The organism is Pedobacter sp. GQ55 (genome assembly GCF_059758925.1).
Genome location: NZ_JCAXEI010000012.1, coordinates 1 through 16,359, shown reverse-complemented (window position 1 = coordinate 16,359; position 16,359 = coordinate 1). Strand labels below are relative to the sequence as shown.

The window sequence follows — 16,359 nt, the reverse complement described above, 5'->3', positions numbered from 1 at the left end:
TGTTATAACGATTTCAATTTTCTTATTTCACTTGCACAATTTCTACAAGGTGCGATTTCGGCCTATTGATCTGGTAGATCCTCTCGGTTAATTGTTTGATATTATCTTCCCACATTTTCCGTACTTCCGGAAAACGGGCAGTTTGATAAGTTCCCATCTTGCTTCTCACAAACCAGTCTGTTTTAGCTTTTTCAGCTACTTTTTCAAATGCCTGCTGCGAATCATCAAACAACATGTTTTGTGCTTTGAAATAGTTAAAGTGCAACCAATAATACTCCCTTATCTTTTTCTCCAGTTCCAGCCTTAAATCGTTAAGATACATGATCGAAACCGCTTGCTGGTATTGTGGCGTATTGCTCAACAAAGCCATGTTGATACCCTTTGCAAGTGTATCAGCACTAAATGTCCTTATTTTTTCACCATCGATCATCAGGTGATAATTTCCTTTTTCCAGGTTTTCGATCTTTAAATTTTCCTGATTGAACTCCTGGATAAAAGGATATACAGCCAATACATCTGCCTGCGTTTGTGGATTTTCCCATACCCCATTAACAGAATCTATTGGAAAAGGTAATGCATTGGCAAAATAGTTGAAACTTAATCCCTGCTCACTTTTTTTATTGATGTTAACTTTTGCATTCTCTGCCTCAACAAGTCCTTTCTTTGTATCGATGTGAACACTGGCCACGGGTTTTCCCGCCAGGCCCTGGCTTTTAAGAAATAATGCTGCCATCACCAAGTGGCCACCCCTGCCCGGATGGATACGATCTGGACCTGTGATGGTAAAATCAGGTTTTTTCTTTTGCTCCCTAACGTTGATTTCGGTCATGGGATGAAACAGATCTACATAGGCCCATCTGTTATTTTTTGCGGCTTCTTGCTGAAAGGCGATGATCTGTTGCATTGCCTTGCTTTTGCCCTTGAAATAATTATTCTTGTTTTCCATGGTCTCGTCATAAGGCGACGAGGACATCATCACAGGTTTGATCTTGGTTTGAGCCTTCAACTTGTCTGTAAGCAGAACGAAATTCTGCTGTGATTTTGCTACACGCTTTTTTGCTGTTTCCTCGGCATTTGTTGCATTAAACTCAGCATAACCGCTATCGTTCATGCCAAAGGTAAGGACCACAATATTCGGCTTTTTCGGCAATACATCCTGCTCAAAACGGTCGTTCATTTGGCCTACTACGTCGCCTCCTATCCCATCATTAATTATTGAAATCTTCCGCTCTGGAAAATGTGTCATGTAATACAGCCAAATATTGGATCCGTAGTATCCCGCCTCGGTAATACTATTCCCCAAAAAGGCCACCCGATCTCCATCTGCAAAAGGTTGAAGAACCTGCGCTTTGGTTGTTGTGTTACTTAAAACAGCCAATAATAAAACAAGTATAATTTTTTTCATGATCATATATTAATTTTTGCTAGCGGGGTTTTGCCCGGCAGATGGCTATTTTTTTGCAAACTACTCAATACATCTTTTTTTAACAATTCATTCTAGATATTTTAGAATGATCACTGTACAATATACTTTTGTTTTACTTTAGCTCCTTCAACAAATAATGATCAATAACATAAAATGTACTCAACAGTATTAGCACTACATTCTCTGGTTCGCTGGGTGGTATTGGCAAGTTTACTTTTTGCCATTTTCCGAGCCTTTAGCGGCTGGAGTTCAAAAAGAAGTTTCTCCAGAGTTGATAATGCCGTGAGACATTGGACGGCGACCATTGCACATATCCAACTTATTTTCGGTCTTGTGCTTTACTTCATCAGCCCGATTGTCAATTATTTTTTGCACAACTTCAATGACGCAGTTCATCGCAGGGAAATCCGTTTTTTCGGCATGGAGCACAGCCTGATGATGGTAATAGCAATTGTGGTGATCACCATCGGATCGGCCAGGGCAAAACGCAAACTAACAGACCGCGAAAAGTTTCAAACAATGGCATTGTGGTTTAGTGCCGGCCTTTTAATTATACTGTCATCGGTTCCCTGGGCATTTTCACCATTGACAAGCCGACCGTATTTCAGACCGTTTTAGTCCCTTGCAAATGGCTTAGAATCAGTTTTTGATCCGGTCCTGTTCGTTGAGTTGTTTTGCAGGCTAGGATTAATAGCAGTAAAAACACTTCATCTATTAATAAGACGATCATGACTGAAAAAAACCAGATCATAGCACAGCATCTGCGGGATTTCGCTGGGTTGACAGATAAAGACATTGAGGAGGGTCAGGCATTCTGGAAACCGCGAAAAATCAATAAAGGCGATTTTTTCAATATGCAGAGTATGGTTTGCAACGACCTCGGGCCAGTGATAAAAGGGATTTTTCGTATTTATTACCATGACCCAAAAGCGAAAGCGGACAAAAATATTTTCTTTTTTTCTGAGAATCAGTTCGTTGTTTCTTTTAGAAGTTTTATCTCTCAAAATCCTTGCTGGCACTTCATAGAAGCTATGGAAGATGCTGAAATTGTCTTTATTTCCTATAAAGATCTCAACAACCTTTATGAATCCAATAACAACTGGCTGAAATTCGGAAGGCTGCTGGCAGAATTGTTTTTTGCTTATGCACAGACACGCGCCGAGGAATTCATGTTTTTCTCACATGAAGAACGATACCTCAGGTTATTGGAGGAACATCCGAATATCATTGAACGGATTCCCGCATATCATATCTCCTCTTTTTTGGGTATAGCGAATCCTTCGTTGAGTCGGATCAGAAAACGGATAAAAAGGTAAGCTCTAATAAGAAGAACAGAAATATTAATTTGCAGGCATGTTGATCACGCTCAATTCATAAATTGAAGGTGGAGCAGTTGCTTTGAGTACTCTCAGTCTCAACTTGCTTGCAGTATAACTCAATGGCAATCTAATCACCTTACAATCTCCCATAGGTTCGTCAGAAAGGTAAACGGTTCTCCATTGCCCATTTTGCATAATATCGATACTATACTGTTGTATACGCGATACTCTTATCTGAGAAAAGCCATCAGGTAATCTCTTTGTATCCTGATATTCAAATATGCTGATCTTATTAAACGACTCTGAGGGATTTAACTCCATTTCGACAGTAGCCAGTGTATCTTTAGCTGCCCAACGACTATTCATTTTCCCGTCGTTAATAGCATTACCTGCATATTGCCCGTTTTTATCATCCCAAACGCTATTTGCTATAACCGGCTTGTTCATTGAAATGAATCTACCATTTTTAGGTAAGGCCTTATTCAAAGATAGATTAAGTCTTTTACCCAGTCCAATGGCAGTATTAACCACATATTCACGTATGCGCCCGGTCTGATCCGGAGGAACATTCATCACCAGACAATTGTCATTGTCTGTACTCCAGTAAAACAGTTCCTCCAGTTCATCTAAATCTCTGGTTGGTAGTGGTTCTGATTTTTCAAACCAGTTCAATCGCTTACTGATACAAATGGTATGTTCAAAAGGCAGGTAATACGACTTCCCTTGGTGCAGATACTGTTTCTTATCTGATTTGGCCGCTAATTCCGGGTCCCATAAACGAAAATCAGAAGGGAAGTACTGAAAGAAATACTTATTATCCTCAGTCATGTTGGCTGGCGGCGTGTAGTTGCGTTTTCCTTCTTCATTTACAATGGTATGGTTAACACTCACCGCACAATCAGGATTGTATTTTTTTACCAAACTATAAACCTGATCAATACCCCAGTCCGATGGCTTTTTATCCCATCCCCCATCCAGCCATAACTCACCAATTGTTCCGTAATTAGTGAACAATTCTGTCAACTGGCTGAGCATGTAGTTAATGTATTTTTGCGGGTCTTTATCCTTATAGGAAGGCTCTTTCCTGTCCCACAATGAATAATAAACTGCAAACTGGATTCCATATTTCTTACAGGCATCCGACACTGCTTTTACTACATCCATTTTTACGGGAGATGAGGCCACATCATAAGTTGTATATTTACTATCCCATAAACAAAATCCATCATGGTGCTTAGTAACCAGCAAGACATAACGGAAACCCGCCTTTTTTGCGGTGAGCACCCACTGATCAGGATCAAGATTTGTAGGGTTATAACTCTCTAATGGCAACGTTCCGTCAGACCATTCCGTATTGTTAAATGTATTAATACCAAAGTGGATAAACATGCCATAACCTCTTTTAATCATAGCCTGTTGTGCTGAATTAGGTTTCGTAGCCGGAACCAATAATTGGGCAACACAGCAATTACATGCCAAAGCCAATAGGAGTATTGTAAATATTTGCTTTCTTATAAGTTTCATATGGTGTGAATGGTATCTGACGTAAAAGGATTGATATTAATTGCTTAGTATTAAAAAGCTAAATTAAATGAGATTCATGTTATAAGAAATAGACTAAATGGCTAAGTTCATGAATTATCCGACGAAATGCTAGCCATGTGATGATCAGCACCAATAACTATCAGCCGCATCGCTGCTCAGTTCATCAATCACGCGATTCAGGTTTTCGGCTCTGTAACCTGAATCTTTATGCCAGCGGTAAAATGCAGAAGCGTCCACACGCTGGTAATACTGTGGCAGTCTGCTCAATTCCCGCCTCACTTTCGGTAGCAACTTAAACCAAAAGCCCAGTGAGTCATATAATACCCCATTCTCGGGGTCTTCCAGGATGATCCTGGAGAGCATATTTTCATCAAAGGCGAGTCCTGTTTTTTTTGCACGATTAACCATCCATCTGAAGGCAATATCACTTATTCCGGCATCCGGATACCCCCCTCCTATATTGGAGTGTACGCCAGGAAACCAGCGCTGTTCAAGTACCTGTGCCGGATTTTTTTGAAGTGAATCTCCCTGCTGAATCCATATGGCCGGTTCAAAACTCATCCGGTGTTCATCAATCGCAAGGGCCTGAAAAGCATTATCTACATACGAACTAAGGTCGGTATCATGGAAACGGTATTTCCTATGGTTATACAGGTTAAAGATTGAAAACGGGATACCAAGTGAGCCCACTGTATCCCAAACGCCAATGAATTTGATATTGGTTTCGTGGCTGTTCTGTTTTCTGAAGTCCGTGGCCTTCTTCCCGTTAGGTGCCCAGCCTTCGTTTCTGCTACGGTAATGTGTATATGCTGTTTTGGCCAAAGTCAGGTCATCGTTCCTAATGATCCCGCAATTTCGGATCAGGCCTGCAATGCTTCTTGCGGTATAAGCACCCCGACTGAAACCGAAAAAGTATATCTCATCCCCTGGAAGATAGTTCCAGACCAGAAACTTATAAGCATTCAGAATATTCTCATCCAGTCCAAATCCCGTTGCACCATCAATCAGCCTGCGAAGTTTACTCCCCGAGGTACCCACCCCGTCGGTATAATATTTGATCTGCATTACACCATCTTTACCAATGTTACAGATGCTCTCGAAGGTCTTCTGTACATTGGTTTTTACCCGGAGGCCTTTATCGGTTTTACCGGGTTCGTTCCAGGTGCCGTCGCAACAGATCACAATTCTCTTATTCTTTGCCTCGTTCATTTCCTAAAGCCAGTATCAATACACTCAACATTAGGTAACATAGCAATCCCTTACCACAACTACAATAGTTATTTATGACTACTGGCATCCATGAAATAGCCTGCGCCCCTAATTCAAAAGGCGCAGGCTACACAATTAGTTTGTATCCCACCAAAGTGGTGTCAGCAATCGATATTTTTCAGAATTATCTCCAACATTATCCGGGTTACGAGTCTGTTCATTACTTTCGTAAACCATCCCTCTAATCCATTGAGTTGGGTTATTGGCATCAAATATAACAGTATTCAGGTTTAAAGGCCTAACCAGCGAAGGCCCGTATATGGCCTGGCTAAAATCGGACCTGCGCATATCTACCCAGGTTTCCGGATTTAAACATAATGAAATGTATTTCTGTCTCATGATATGACTTAAACCTTGGGTCAGGTTCGCAAAATGCGCATTCAAGCCGTCAGCCAGCTGCGCCATCCAGTAAGTAGTAATTTCGGGACCTGTAACCCCAAGCTTGCGCATGTTAGATTTCACACCTTCCTCATAGGCCGCCAATGCTCCCGGTATATCCCCCGATCTCAATCGAGCTTCCGACTCAATCAATTTCACTTCAGAGTAAGTGATGAAGGGAAAAGGTGAAGTTTGCTTGGTGTAGAAACCGCTGTTGCTAAAGAGCCCATAATCATCAGCGTTCTTTTTTGTAGCATCGCCATTCTGCCCACTAGCTAAAATACCTTGTCCCCCAACCAAGCCACCCCCAGACCTTAGACCCCTGTATTGACCGTCAGAAATGGCTGGCTGCATGATCTTGCTGATCCTTGGATCCTGAAGGCTGGTATTGGTGACAGGCAATGTTGTAAGCATATTTACAAAAAACTGGCTCCAGGCGAAGTATCTTGGATTATAGCTATTGTCATTGGGCTTAGCGCCAACCGGCACGGTAAATCCGCCCCAGCTGTACCATGGGTTTTCATCAGTCGGCAATGCGCCAGCCAGATATGGAAATTCGGCATCCATTCCATCAGCATTAAAGGCATTTCCGCAGGCTTCAATAATCTTTGCAGCATTATAAAGCGCTCCTTTTTTAGAAAGATGGTTTAGGTACCGGGCTTTCAGGGCCCAGGCAAAACGTTTCCATTTATCTACATTTCCCTGATATATGATGTCACCTGCAGCAGAATTTAAGGTAGTATTGTTTGTCGGATTATTAAATGCAACAATGGCTTCATCCAGCAATTTATCTATCCGTTGATAAACGGTTTGCTGGTCCTGCATTTTAGGTGTCAAAGAAAGCTGGGTCTTCCCATTATAAAATTCATCAATTACAATGGCACCATACTGATCGGCAAGCAGCCCAAAGTTCATGGCCAATAAAGTTTTTCCGGCGCCAACAAAAGACGGGCTCCCCTCTTCTTCTCCCAGATTGATCAGATCGATACAATTTGGCATCGTAAACACATAGGTATTTTGCCAGGCAAAATAGCTTGCGGTAAAGCGCCAGGTCTCTGCATTCAGGTTGGTTCCGGTTAAAAGTTTGGTTACCCCATACTGAGTTAGGCCGGCAATCTCCCTGCCTCCGCGCCACATTGCAGCACCATTAGAAGTGGTAATGGCACCAACCAGCCTGTTTGCTGCAGTTACCTTAGTGGGGTTATTCGGATCTGTATTTACATCCAGAAATTTCTTACATGAAGGGGCTATAATGGCAGCGACCAAAACCAGACAAACCAGCCCTTTTTTACATATCGTATTCATAATTAGTCCTCCTTATTACAATGTTAATTTTAAACCTAAATCAAACCCTCTGGTAGCCGGAACACCCAGATTATCAAAACCAAAAGAACCCGTTCCACCTACTCCTGCGCCACTACCTGAAACTTCCGGATCAACACCGGAATAATCTGTGATCAGTAACAGGTTACGACCTGTTACTGTAAATGAAAGTCCTTTGATTTTTAATTTACCCAAGTACTTTGTAGGCATATTGTAGCTAAGTGTAGCATATCTCAGTCTTACCCAGCTTCCATCTTCTACAAAATCGTAACCCTGATTGGCGTAAATGGTCTGATAGTAATTCTGGTTTAAAGGAACTGCAATTGTATTCTGAGCACCGGTAGATTCAATGATCCCCTCAAATACCCTGGTTCCTCTATCCAGGGTTTTCAGGCTCAGGCCTGATCTTACCAAGGCATTCTCTGTTGCATTGAATACCTGTCCGCCGGAACGGACATCGACCATAAACGAGAACATAAAGTCCTTATAATTGAAAGTATTGGTTATTCCCATTGTAAAATCAGGATTTCTGTCGCCAATATTAGCCAGGGCTGTCTGAACTTGTGGATAACCCGCATTGTTCAGCAACAGTTGTCCCTGTGCGTTTCGTTTCCAAATATTTCCATTTATACCAAATAAACTACCGTCTAAAAAAGCAGCTCCCTGTGCTACGTTAGATGCGGCCCAGGCATCAGACAGTTCAATCCTGTCAATTTTTGCGGGTAATGCCTTAACAACAGAGGTATTGTGCGCAAAGTTGACGTCTATTGACCATTTAAAATCATTACCAACTATTGGTCTTCCATTCAGTATCACCTCTATCCCCTTATTTCGTATCGCCCCTCCGTTTAGGGTTGCTAAAAAAGAGCCTGAAGATGGTGGTGTGCGCAACTGCAAAATCTGGTTATCAGACTTGCTTGAATAATAGGTCACATCTATACCCAAACGGTTTTTAATGAACCTAAGGTCTGCTCCTACTTCAAAGGCACGTGTAAACTCAGGCACCAGCAACGGGTTACCGAAAGCATTATTTGAGTTGATAATAAATCCTCGTGGATTAATAGTGAAATCATTTGTTAGGGTAGCCAATAAGGTAGTGAGTGAATATGGCGGGGCATCCTTGCCCACATTAGAATAAGCTGCCCTTATTTTACCATATGAAAAAACACGGTCATCAGATTTGGCCCCCATTTCTTTTAACAGGTCGGTCAAAATCACTGCCCCACTTAACGAAGGGTAAAAAAACGATTGATCTTTTACCGGTAAAGTAGATGACCAGTCATTCCTTCCCTTAAAATTCAGATAAGCGATCCCTTTCCAATCCACATTAAAATCTCCAAACCAGCTGAATATCCTTCTGCGTCTCAAATCTTCTGAAGTGGTTCTATCAGAAGGCTTAGTATTATTAAGACTGGCAAATGTAGGGTCAATAAAATTAAGTGCACTGGAGGTAGCGGTCTGCAAAGCGCTGACTTCTATATTATTTCCGATAGAAAGGCTAAGATTAATGTCTGCTCCTATTTTCTTTTTACCTGTCAGAATAGCTGTTGAGGTAGTGATCTGGTTATTGGCGACAGATTGCGCAATAGACCCTTTGATTACATTGGGTTCCAATGTTCCCGGCATCCTTACAGATTTAAAGTTCTCTGTATAATAGTCTGTACCTATCCTATAGGTAAAGTTTAAAAAGCTAAAGGGATTATAATCCAGATTACCCTGTACAATTATCCTGTTCACCTTACTGGTAAAAGGCTTGTTGCTTATGGTCCAGTAAGGATTGTCTGTTCCTGTAGAGTTGATAATTTTTTGTGAGCCATCAGTATTCAGATAATCTTTCATATCTAGACTTCGGGGCCAGGAAAGCGCTCCCATAATACCATTAAAGCTTCCTTGAGAAAGGTACTTCCTGTCTGTACGGATATAATTAGCACTTGCTCCCACGGTTAATTTTTCTCCAACTTTGGTATCTGCATTTATCCTGAACGATTTTTTCCCGAAAGTTGAATTGTCAATAATCGATCCCTGTTCCAAAAAAGATCCGGAAGTATAATAATGGGAATTGTCTGTGCTGCCACTTACCGAAACATCGTGTGTTTGTGCAAAGGCATTTTTAAAAATACCACCCAGGTTATCATAGACTGGTTCCCCTGCAGAAAATGCTGGTCCCCAGGAGCCCAATGCTGTTGCATTGGCTGCCCCCTGCTCACCTTGTTTGAACTGCGACTGAAGTTCAGGAAGCTTGTTGATGTGATCAAATGAAAAACTATTCTGATACACAATCCTGGCGGCCCCTCCCGAGCCTTTTTTGGTGGTAATAACAATCGCTCCTGAAGCTGCCCTGATTCCATATAACGCTGCAGCTGCAGGTCCTTTCAAAACAGTGATCGTTTCAATATCCTCCGGATTGATGTCTATTGCCCGGTTTGAGGCTGGAGCCACTGAAGCCACCAAGCCACCCTGGGATACGGGAGTACTGTTATCTACAGGAATACCATCCAGGATAAACAAGGGCTGATTACTGCCGCTCAGTGAACTCCCTCCCCTGATCATGATGTTGGCAGATGAACCAGCAGCACCGCTGGAATTGGTGATCTGCACCCCTGCAACCTTACCTTGTAATGCATTTACGATATTGGGCTGTTGAGAATCTACGATATCCTGGGCCTTAACATTTTGTGTAGAAAAACCCAGCCCCCTCACTTCCTGTTTTACACCAAAGGCCGTCACCGCAACCTCATTTAAGATCCTGCTGTCCTCAGCCAGCTTTACATTGATCACCTTGTTTCCTGTTACCTGAACCTCCTGGCTTATGGTACCGATAAAACTAAAGACCAGCACATCCCCAGTTTGCGCGCTGATGGAATAATTGCCCGATTCATTGGTACTGGATCCGCCGGACTTGTTTTTGATTTTCACTGAAACACCCGGCAGTGGGCTGTTGTCATTTGCCGAGGTGACTTTACCTGATACGGTTATCTGCTGGGCGGTGACATGTGTAATACACAATCCTATACACAGAAATAACAAGAGTAGTTTTCTTTTCATAAAATACCAATTTTAGTAAAATTTAAACTGTTTTAGTTAAATAATGGTTGTTGGTTGGTTTTGTTTGGCTCGCAGGGATCCACATAACACGCATTAACCCGCAGAATAGTAATCCTTATAGTAAATATCAATAATAATTTTAATAAAAAGTAGCGAGCAACAAACTATTTCAAGTAGTCCAACGCTTTATTTCTCGCTTAAAGCCGCAAATACCTGCATTTTTATTTCTACAAGGTCTTTTTTTAGTTTAAAAGTATTATATATTGAAAAAAGAGATATATTTATTAGTTGAGATGCTTTTTGTGATGAAAACGTTAGGTTCAAGCCAGATTTGCCGCGGGCACATTGGAAGACACCCCTTACTGACCACAACGAGTAGCCTTGAAAAACCAGATAAACTATTAGCAAGACTTAAAAATTAAGACCATGAAACAGAAAATCACATTCGTTCTAAGCCTGATATTCGGACTCTTCTTTATCAACGCCGGCCTGGACAAGTTTTTTCATTACATGCCTATGCCTGAGAAAATATCGGATGAGTTGATCAAAGCAATGACCGGAATGATGGCAGTAACCTGGTTAATGCATCTGATAGCCGTCGCCGAAATCCTGGGCGGATTATTGATCATTTTTCCAAAAACAAGGGCATTGGGTGCTTTAGTTATTTTCCCGGTAATGGTAGGGATTTTATTAACAAATACGGTTACAGACGCCAGCGGATTTCCTATCGCAGCAGCATTTGCAATAGTGTTAGTTTGGATCATTTATGACAATAGAGCCAAGTATTTACCGCTAATTAGGTAGGGCTGATCTAAGCACCAGATTTAAATTATCAATGCTCAATCTTCAGCTTGATTATTACAGAGATAATTCAATCATGATATTATATTTTGTTGAAAGTCATCAGACTAAAACCGGATATAATTGTTTGTAATTTATTGTTTACAATAGCCAAGGTTATTTTGGAAGTTTTACCCGATAAATGCGATAGGGATAGCTCGTCTTATTCATCCCATCATTCCATTGTGGCAAACGGTTCATCTGAGCACAAGAGAAATACAAATATCCGTCGCTGCCAATTCCTAAGGAATCGGGCCATATTAACCTACTATCCTGTACCAGTGTGATAAGCTCGCCATTTGGGGTAAAATATTTTATACTATAATCTGTAGAAGAAGTGAGATAGATGTTGCCAGTTTTATCGGATTCCATACCATGGCAAACTCCTGTTTCGCCTAAATCCTGAACATATTTAGACAATTCATCAGCTGTTAATTTTGCATCTGCAAGATATTCTGTTTCTATGCGATAAAGATGCATGGTGTTGATTGATCTGAAATAAAAGAATTTATTGTCCTTAGTTATTGCAATCCCATTTACATTGGATTTAAAGATATTGCCACTTTTGTCTGCCATTGTCTTTCCATCGTAAGACAAACTAAATCCAGGAACGGCCAATGTTTGAGGCCTATTTTGAAGTGCCAGCCTTGTTTTACCGCTTTTAAGATCTAGTACCACAATCGCAGCCTGACCGGGATCTGAAAGATAAGCTAGTTGTTTATCTGTATCGACTCTAACATCATTTAATGCTGATTTATCTTTTGCCAGGTCGTCAAACCGATAAACTCTTTTCACCTGATTACTTTTAAGGTCTATCTGTACCAGTTTAAATTTATGCTGATCAGGTTTAGGGTCCAATACCCACAGTTGGTCTTTCGTATCGATGTAAATGTCCTGAACGTTTAAAAAGGTTTCTGTTTCCTTTCCCTCTTTCCGGTTCCAGCTCTCATCGGGATAGGCAATATACTTTCCATTTACAATCTCAATTAATCCATACCGGTAGGGTTCTCTTTTGGGAAATGAAACGAAGACCCTGTTAGTGGAGGAAACGCTAACACCGATAGGCTGTGACTGACCAAACTCAGCTGCTACTTCCAATTTATCTGAATGGTAAGATTGAGATCGCACGTTTAAAGCCATGCTAATTACAATTAAGCATAAAACTACTTTCATCTTGAAGGGATTATTCAATATCTTCTAAATTACACAATTCTTAACATATTGATATCCTGGCGAATTTCATGAAACGATAAATATATAAATGATTGCCAAAAAATTGATTTTAAATTTGTGTAACCAAATGGTATCCTATATATTTGTAACCACATGGTTTCAAATATATGGAATTAAGAAGAGATGTATTTCAGGCAATCTCCGACCCCACCAGGCGCGAGATTATCGATTTATTGAGTGATCAGTCGTTGAACCTCAATGCCGTTGCCCGACATTTCAGTATCACCCGGCCAGCCATATCCAAACACATCAAAATTCTGGAAGAGTGCGGGTTGATAACTGTGAAACAGGACGGCCGGGAGCGCTATTGCAGAGCTGATGTACATAAGTTAAAAGAAATCGACAAATGGCTGAATCGATACAGGAAATTCTGGAACCATAAACTAGATGCCCTTGGCGACTTTCTGGAGCACGGGGAAAACGACAAATTATCAGGAGATAACCCAATTAAACACAAGTAATTATGGAAACAAAACCATTAATTGTAGAACGCAGCTATAATGCACCAATTGAAAAGGTATGGAAAGCCATTACCAATAAGGATCAGATGAGAGAATGGTACTTTGAACTTGAAGAATTCAAGGCAGAAAAGGGATTCAAATTCCAATTTAGCGGGGGTGATGAAAACGAGCAATACCTCCATGTATGCGAAGTGATTTTTGTGGATCCGCCTAATAAGCTAAGTTACAGCTGGACTTACCCTGAACATAACGACGGATATTCCGTGGTCACCTGGGAGCTTTTTAATGAAGGCGCACAAAAAACCCGGTTAAAGCTGACCCATGAAGGGCTTGGCAGCTTCCCTAAAGACAGCCCGAATTTCGCTGTTACCAGCTTTAATGACGGTTGGAATTTTATACTTGGAGAGTCGCTAAAAAAATATCTGGAGCAGGATATCAATCAGCCATAAGCCTTAATGGATAGATTCAAAAATTAGAATTTTTAGCATCTAGTTTGTTTCATTCAAACCTATATATATTAGTCCAAACAATATATGTATGTAATTGACTAATATATATTTTTGCCGAATCTTCAAAACATTTGGAGCATTTAGCACCAAGAACTTTGTTTAACGAAAACTGGTATTTTTTATATAACAACAAAGGGGTAGGTGAAGGTGCTCACGTGTGAAAGCGTGGGCTCACTTATTCGTTGTTATGGGTATACCAGTACCTCGTTAAATGGATGTAGCGGGTACCAGGCTTTTGCTTTTAAAAAGCTTCTAATTACCTCAATCAAAGTTCCATATAATATCAGCATGAATATTAGATATGGAAATACGTATAGCAATTCTTTATTCGATCATCCTGATTGACTAGTTCCACAATAAGTGCCGTCAGGAGAGATCTCTTGAATAGGACAGGCAAGAGACCTCTACTAATGTCGAGATGACGAATTTTCATACTAAATCTACTCCTTAATGCAATATTAGAAAATGAATCAAATCATCGTAATGGTATCTTTTGTGATGTCGTCATTTAATATCATCACCATTTTTTGCCAGCTTTCCTTCTTGTCGTCGACGAGAAAAATCAGTTTGCATAGATAATTTCTCGTCAAGTTCCCACCGTTCAGCTTTTGGCCAGCGGATATCTATATATTCCCGATTAGATTGCGCTTTTGCCAGCCCGAACATGAATACCAGAGCGCTTAAAGTAACCACGTTTTTCATTTGAATTTTTCAGTCATGTAGATGCACTAAAGTTAAGAATTTAGGCAAAACATTCGATAAGTTAAATAAAGCAAAACCGATGACCCCCCCCCTTCAACCTCAGGCAAATCCCTTCTCCACATTATAGAAAAGTCTTGCTGGCGAGCATCTTTTTTATAACAACTTTCCCCGGGGGAAAACCACTTTTTGCTAAAACCACAGGTATATGCCGAATTGTTGCAAAATATCATTTCTTCCAATTTTCCGAAAAATGATCTACCGCTGCCTGCTCAATTGCCAGACCTTTAATGTAACGCTCCATAAACAAGGCAAAGCCATCGACATCTGCGCTGTCAGGATAAACCTCTTGTCCTTCCTTATTATTGAACACTTTAGTGGTAAGATAATCAGCCAAGCCCTCGTGCTGCTCTTTATTAACCATAAAGGATGCTAAAATTGCCATCCCCCATGCACCGCCCTCACCAGCCGTTGACAAGACCGAAACGGGAACATTCAGTGCAGCAGCACACATTTTTTGACCGACTAGCGGCGTTTTAAACAGTCCGCCATGCGCCAAAATACGGTCAATCGTTACCTGCTCCTTCTGTGTCAAAATATCCATCCCGAGTCTTAGTGCGGCAAATGCGGTAAACAGATGTACTCTCATGAAATTTGCCAGATTGAAATGGCTTTCTGGAGAGCGAACAAACAGCGGGCGGCCTTTTACAAACCCGGTGATGTTCTCACCTGAATAGTAGCCGTAGCTTAGTAAGCCGCCGCCATCAGCGTCAGCTTCCAGTGCTTTGTTAAACAGGACGCTAAATATTTGGTTCATATCGGGTTTCAGCCCCATTGCTTCGTAAAATTCACGGAACAAGCTAAGCCATGCATTAATATCACTGGAACAGTTGTTGGCAAGAACCAGACCGACAGGGCTGCCATCAGGCGTATTCATGATGTCAATCTCAGGATATACAGTAGACAGCTCTTTATTTAGTACTATCATTGCAAAAATAGAGGTGCCAACGGAAATGTTGCCAGTAGACTTTCTGACGCTATTTGTCGCGACCATTCCTGTTCCGCCGTCACCTTCCGGAGGACATAGCGGAATACCTGCTTGCAGGTTGCCTGATGGATCTAATAGTCGGGCACCAGCTTCATTGAGGTACCCAGCACATTCGCCTGCCGTATAAACTTTGGGCAAGATAGTTCTAAGGTCCCAAGGGTAGTCTTTATCTGCAATTAAATCCGCAAAATGCTTTAGCATACCTTCATTATATTGTTTTGCAGATCCATCGATGGGGAACATACCCGAGGCATCTCCCACACCAATAGCCTTGTTGCCAGTCAACAGCCAATGAATATAACCCGACAACGTAGTAACATAACCTATTTTAGGGACGTGCTCCTCATCGTTCAGAATCGCTTGGTACAAATGCGCAATGCTCCAGCGTTGGGGGATTTTAAACTGGAATTTCTCGGTTAGCTCAGTTGCAGCTGTCCCCGTTGTGGAATTGCGCCAGGTACGGAACGGGACCAATAACGCTCCCGCCTGATCTAGTGCAATATAACCCTGCATCATGGCAGAACATCCAATTGACCCAATCTTTTGCAGTGGTATGCCGTATTTCCGTTCAACCTCTTGATTTAATTGGCGATAGCTTTTTTGCAACCCGTTAATCATTTCATTGAGATCGTAGGTCCAATACCCATCTATCAATTGATTTTCCCACTCATAGCTACTGGAAGCAATGATTTCAAAACTGTGATCAATCAGTACAGCCTTGATTCGTGTCGATCCAAATTCGATGCCAAGCGAGGTTCCCCCCCTGACTATCGTCTGTTTGATATTTTTATCCATAATGATGTAATTATATAAATGACTAGTGACGCGGCTCACGGAGTCATGGTAACAGGACAATCTGAAACAATAAAATCAGGGCAAATGAGTAATTTCCGGCCAACCAGCGTTGGCCGAAAATGCCCTGCTAAGAAGTAATTATTTTTTTGCTCTTTTAATTACTTTTTGAGCTGCTTCAATAATATTAATTGAATCTAATCCGTATTTAGTCATTAACTGATCAGGAGTACCACTTTCTCCAAAGCTGTCGTTAACAGCAACAAATTCCTGAGGAGAAGGAAGTTCAGTTGAAAGTAATCTTGCGATGCTTTCTCCTAATCCACCAAACTTATTGTGCTCTTCGCAGGTAACCACACATCCTGTTTTCTTTACAGATTTCAGCACTGCTGCTTCGTCCAAAGGTTTAATGGTGTGGATATTGATAATTTCAGCATCAATTCCCATTTCTGCTAGTTTTTCGCCGGCTTCT

The 16,359-nt window shown here is 41.2% G+C and carries 14 protein-coding genes; 5 read left to right on the top strand and 9 right to left on the bottom strand.

Translation table 11 applies throughout. The features are described from left to right. Positions 1-22: 22 nt before the first annotated feature. Positions 23-1,405 (bottom strand): SGNH/GDSL hydrolase family protein, encoded by a 1,383-nt coding sequence (locus AC6CH7_RS22805; protein ID WP_498264897.1) that lies wholly within the window; start codon positions 1,403-1,405, stop codon positions 23-25. 174 nt (positions 1,406-1,579) lie between these two features. On the opposite strand from AC6CH7_RS22805, the gene AC6CH7_RS22800 reads away from it, so the two are divergent. Together AC6CH7_RS22800 and AC6CH7_RS22795 are read left to right on the top strand one after the other, a co-directional pair. Further along, on the top strand, positions 1,580-2,044 hold the full coding sequence (locus AC6CH7_RS22800; RefSeq protein WP_498264896.1) for a hypothetical protein: 465 nt from the start codon (positions 1,580-1,582) through the stop codon (positions 2,042-2,044). 110 nt (positions 2,045-2,154) lie between these two features. Continuing rightward, complete coding sequence (locus tag AC6CH7_RS22795) at positions 2,155-2,742, top strand: Crp/Fnr family transcriptional regulator (RefSeq protein ID WP_498264895.1); 588 nt, start codon at positions 2,155-2,157, stop codon at positions 2,740-2,742. 24 nt (positions 2,743-2,766) lie between these two features. Here AC6CH7_RS22795 and AC6CH7_RS22790 read toward each other — a convergent pair whose 3' ends face one another. The 4 genes from AC6CH7_RS22790 to AC6CH7_RS22775 all read right to left on the bottom strand — a co-directional run bounded on the left by AC6CH7_RS22790 (position 2,767) and on the right by AC6CH7_RS22775 (position 10,305). After that, positions 2,767-4,269, bottom strand: a complete 1,503-nt coding sequence (locus AC6CH7_RS22790) for an alpha-L-fucosidase (protein ID WP_498264894.1) — start codon at positions 4,267-4,269, stop codon at positions 2,767-2,769. A 144-nt stretch (positions 4,270-4,413) separates the two neighbouring features. Continuing rightward, positions 4,414-5,499: a T6SS phospholipase effector Tle1-like catalytic domain-containing protein gene (locus tag AC6CH7_RS22785; RefSeq protein WP_498264893.1), complete on the bottom strand. Its 1,086-nt coding sequence runs from the start codon at positions 5,497-5,499 to the stop codon at positions 4,414-4,416. A gap of 135 nt (positions 5,500-5,634) precedes the next feature. Beyond that, entirely contained in the window at positions 5,635-7,242 is a 1,608-nt protein-coding gene (locus tag AC6CH7_RS22780) for a SusD/RagB family nutrient-binding outer membrane lipoprotein (protein WP_498264892.1), read from the bottom strand. A gap of 15 nt (positions 7,243-7,257) precedes the next feature. Beyond that, on the bottom strand, positions 7,258-10,305 hold the full coding sequence (locus tag AC6CH7_RS22775; RefSeq protein ID WP_498264891.1) for a SusC/RagA family TonB-linked outer membrane protein: 3,048 nt from the start codon (positions 10,303-10,305) through the stop codon (positions 7,258-7,260). A 426-nt stretch (positions 10,306-10,731) separates the two neighbouring features. Between AC6CH7_RS22775 and AC6CH7_RS22770 the strand changes: the two genes are divergently transcribed. Beyond that, positions 10,732-11,109 carry a DoxX family membrane protein gene (locus AC6CH7_RS22770; protein WP_498264890.1) on the top strand — a complete coding sequence of 126 codons (378 nt, stop codon included), beginning with the start codon at positions 10,732-10,734 and terminating at the stop codon, positions 11,107-11,109. Positions 11,110-11,262: 153 nt separating this feature from the next. Here AC6CH7_RS22770 and AC6CH7_RS22765 read toward each other — a convergent pair whose 3' ends face one another. Next, positions 11,263-12,318 carry an L-dopachrome tautomerase-related protein gene (locus AC6CH7_RS22765; RefSeq protein ID WP_498264889.1) on the bottom strand — a complete coding sequence of 352 codons (1,056 nt, stop codon included), beginning with the start codon at positions 12,316-12,318 and terminating at the stop codon, positions 11,263-11,265. A 167-nt stretch (positions 12,319-12,485) separates the two neighbouring features. Here AC6CH7_RS22765 and AC6CH7_RS22760 point away from each other — a divergent pair, with 167 nt between their 5' ends. Together AC6CH7_RS22760 and AC6CH7_RS22755 are read left to right on the top strand one after the other, a co-directional pair. After that, positions 12,486-12,839: an ArsR/SmtB family transcription factor gene (locus AC6CH7_RS22760; RefSeq protein WP_498264888.1), complete on the top strand. Its 354-nt coding sequence runs from the start codon at positions 12,486-12,488 to the stop codon at positions 12,837-12,839. A gap of 2 nt (positions 12,840-12,841) precedes the next feature. Beyond that, positions 12,842-13,288 (top strand): SRPBCC family protein, encoded by a 447-nt coding sequence (locus AC6CH7_RS22755; protein ID WP_498264887.1) that lies wholly within the window; start codon positions 12,842-12,844, stop codon positions 13,286-13,288. Between the two features lie 564 nt (positions 13,289-13,852). Here the strand turns inward: AC6CH7_RS22755 and AC6CH7_RS22750 are convergent. The 3 genes from AC6CH7_RS22750 to AC6CH7_RS22740 form a co-directional block, all read right to left on the bottom strand. Then, the gene (locus AC6CH7_RS22750; RefSeq protein ID WP_498264886.1) at positions 13,853-14,050 is read right to left on the bottom strand and encodes a hypothetical protein; all 198 of its coding nucleotides are present in this window, start codon (positions 14,048-14,050) and stop codon (positions 13,853-13,855) included. A 226-nt stretch (positions 14,051-14,276) separates the two neighbouring features. Further along, a complete protein-coding gene (locus AC6CH7_RS22745; protein ID WP_498264885.1) occupies positions 14,277-15,890 on the bottom strand; it encodes a xylulokinase in 1,614 nt (537 codons plus the stop codon). 138 nt (positions 15,891-16,028) lie between these two features. Next, positions 16,029-16,359: transketolase C-terminal domain-containing protein (locus tag AC6CH7_RS22740; protein ID WP_498264884.1), on the bottom strand; the 331-nt coding region annotated here is incomplete at its 5' end.

Coding starts and splice junctions, on each gene's coding strand:
- AC6CH7_RS22805 (WP_498264897.1), bottom strand. CDS start 1,405: ATGAAAAAAATTATACTTGTTTTATTATTGGCTGTTTTAAGTAACACA.
- AC6CH7_RS22800 (WP_498264896.1), top strand. CDS start 1,580: ATGTACTCAACAGTATTAGCACTACATTCTCTGGTTCGCTGGGTGGTA.
- AC6CH7_RS22795 (WP_498264895.1), top strand. CDS start 2,155: ATGACTGAAAAAAACCAGATCATAGCACAGCATCTGCGGGATTTCGCT.
- AC6CH7_RS22790 (WP_498264894.1), bottom strand. CDS start 4,269: ATGAAACTTATAAGAAAGCAAATATTTACAATACTCCTATTGGCTTTG.
- AC6CH7_RS22785 (WP_498264893.1), bottom strand. CDS start 5,499: ATGAACGAGGCAAAGAATAAGAGAATTGTGATCTGTTGCGACGGCACC.
- AC6CH7_RS22780 (WP_498264892.1), bottom strand. CDS start 7,242: ATGAATACGATATGTAAAAAAGGGCTGGTTTGTCTGGTTTTGGTCGCT.
- AC6CH7_RS22775 (WP_498264891.1), bottom strand. CDS start 10,305: ATGAAAAGAAAACTACTCTTGTTATTTCTGTGTATAGGATTGTGTATT.
- AC6CH7_RS22770 (WP_498264890.1), top strand. CDS start 10,732: ATGAAACAGAAAATCACATTCGTTCTAAGCCTGATATTCGGACTCTTC.
- AC6CH7_RS22765 (WP_498264889.1), bottom strand. CDS start 12,318: ATGAAAGTAGTTTTATGCTTAATTGTAATTAGCATGGCTTTAAACGTG.
- AC6CH7_RS22760 (WP_498264888.1), top strand. CDS start 12,486: ATGGAATTAAGAAGAGATGTATTTCAGGCAATCTCCGACCCCACCAGG.
- AC6CH7_RS22755 (WP_498264887.1), top strand. CDS start 12,842: ATGGAAACAAAACCATTAATTGTAGAACGCAGCTATAATGCACCAATT.
- AC6CH7_RS22750 (WP_498264886.1), bottom strand. CDS start 14,050: ATGAAAAACGTGGTTACTTTAAGCGCTCTGGTATTCATGTTCGGGCTG.
- AC6CH7_RS22745 (WP_498264885.1), bottom strand. CDS start 15,890: ATGGATAAAAATATCAAACAGACGATAGTCAGGGGGGGAACCTCGCTT.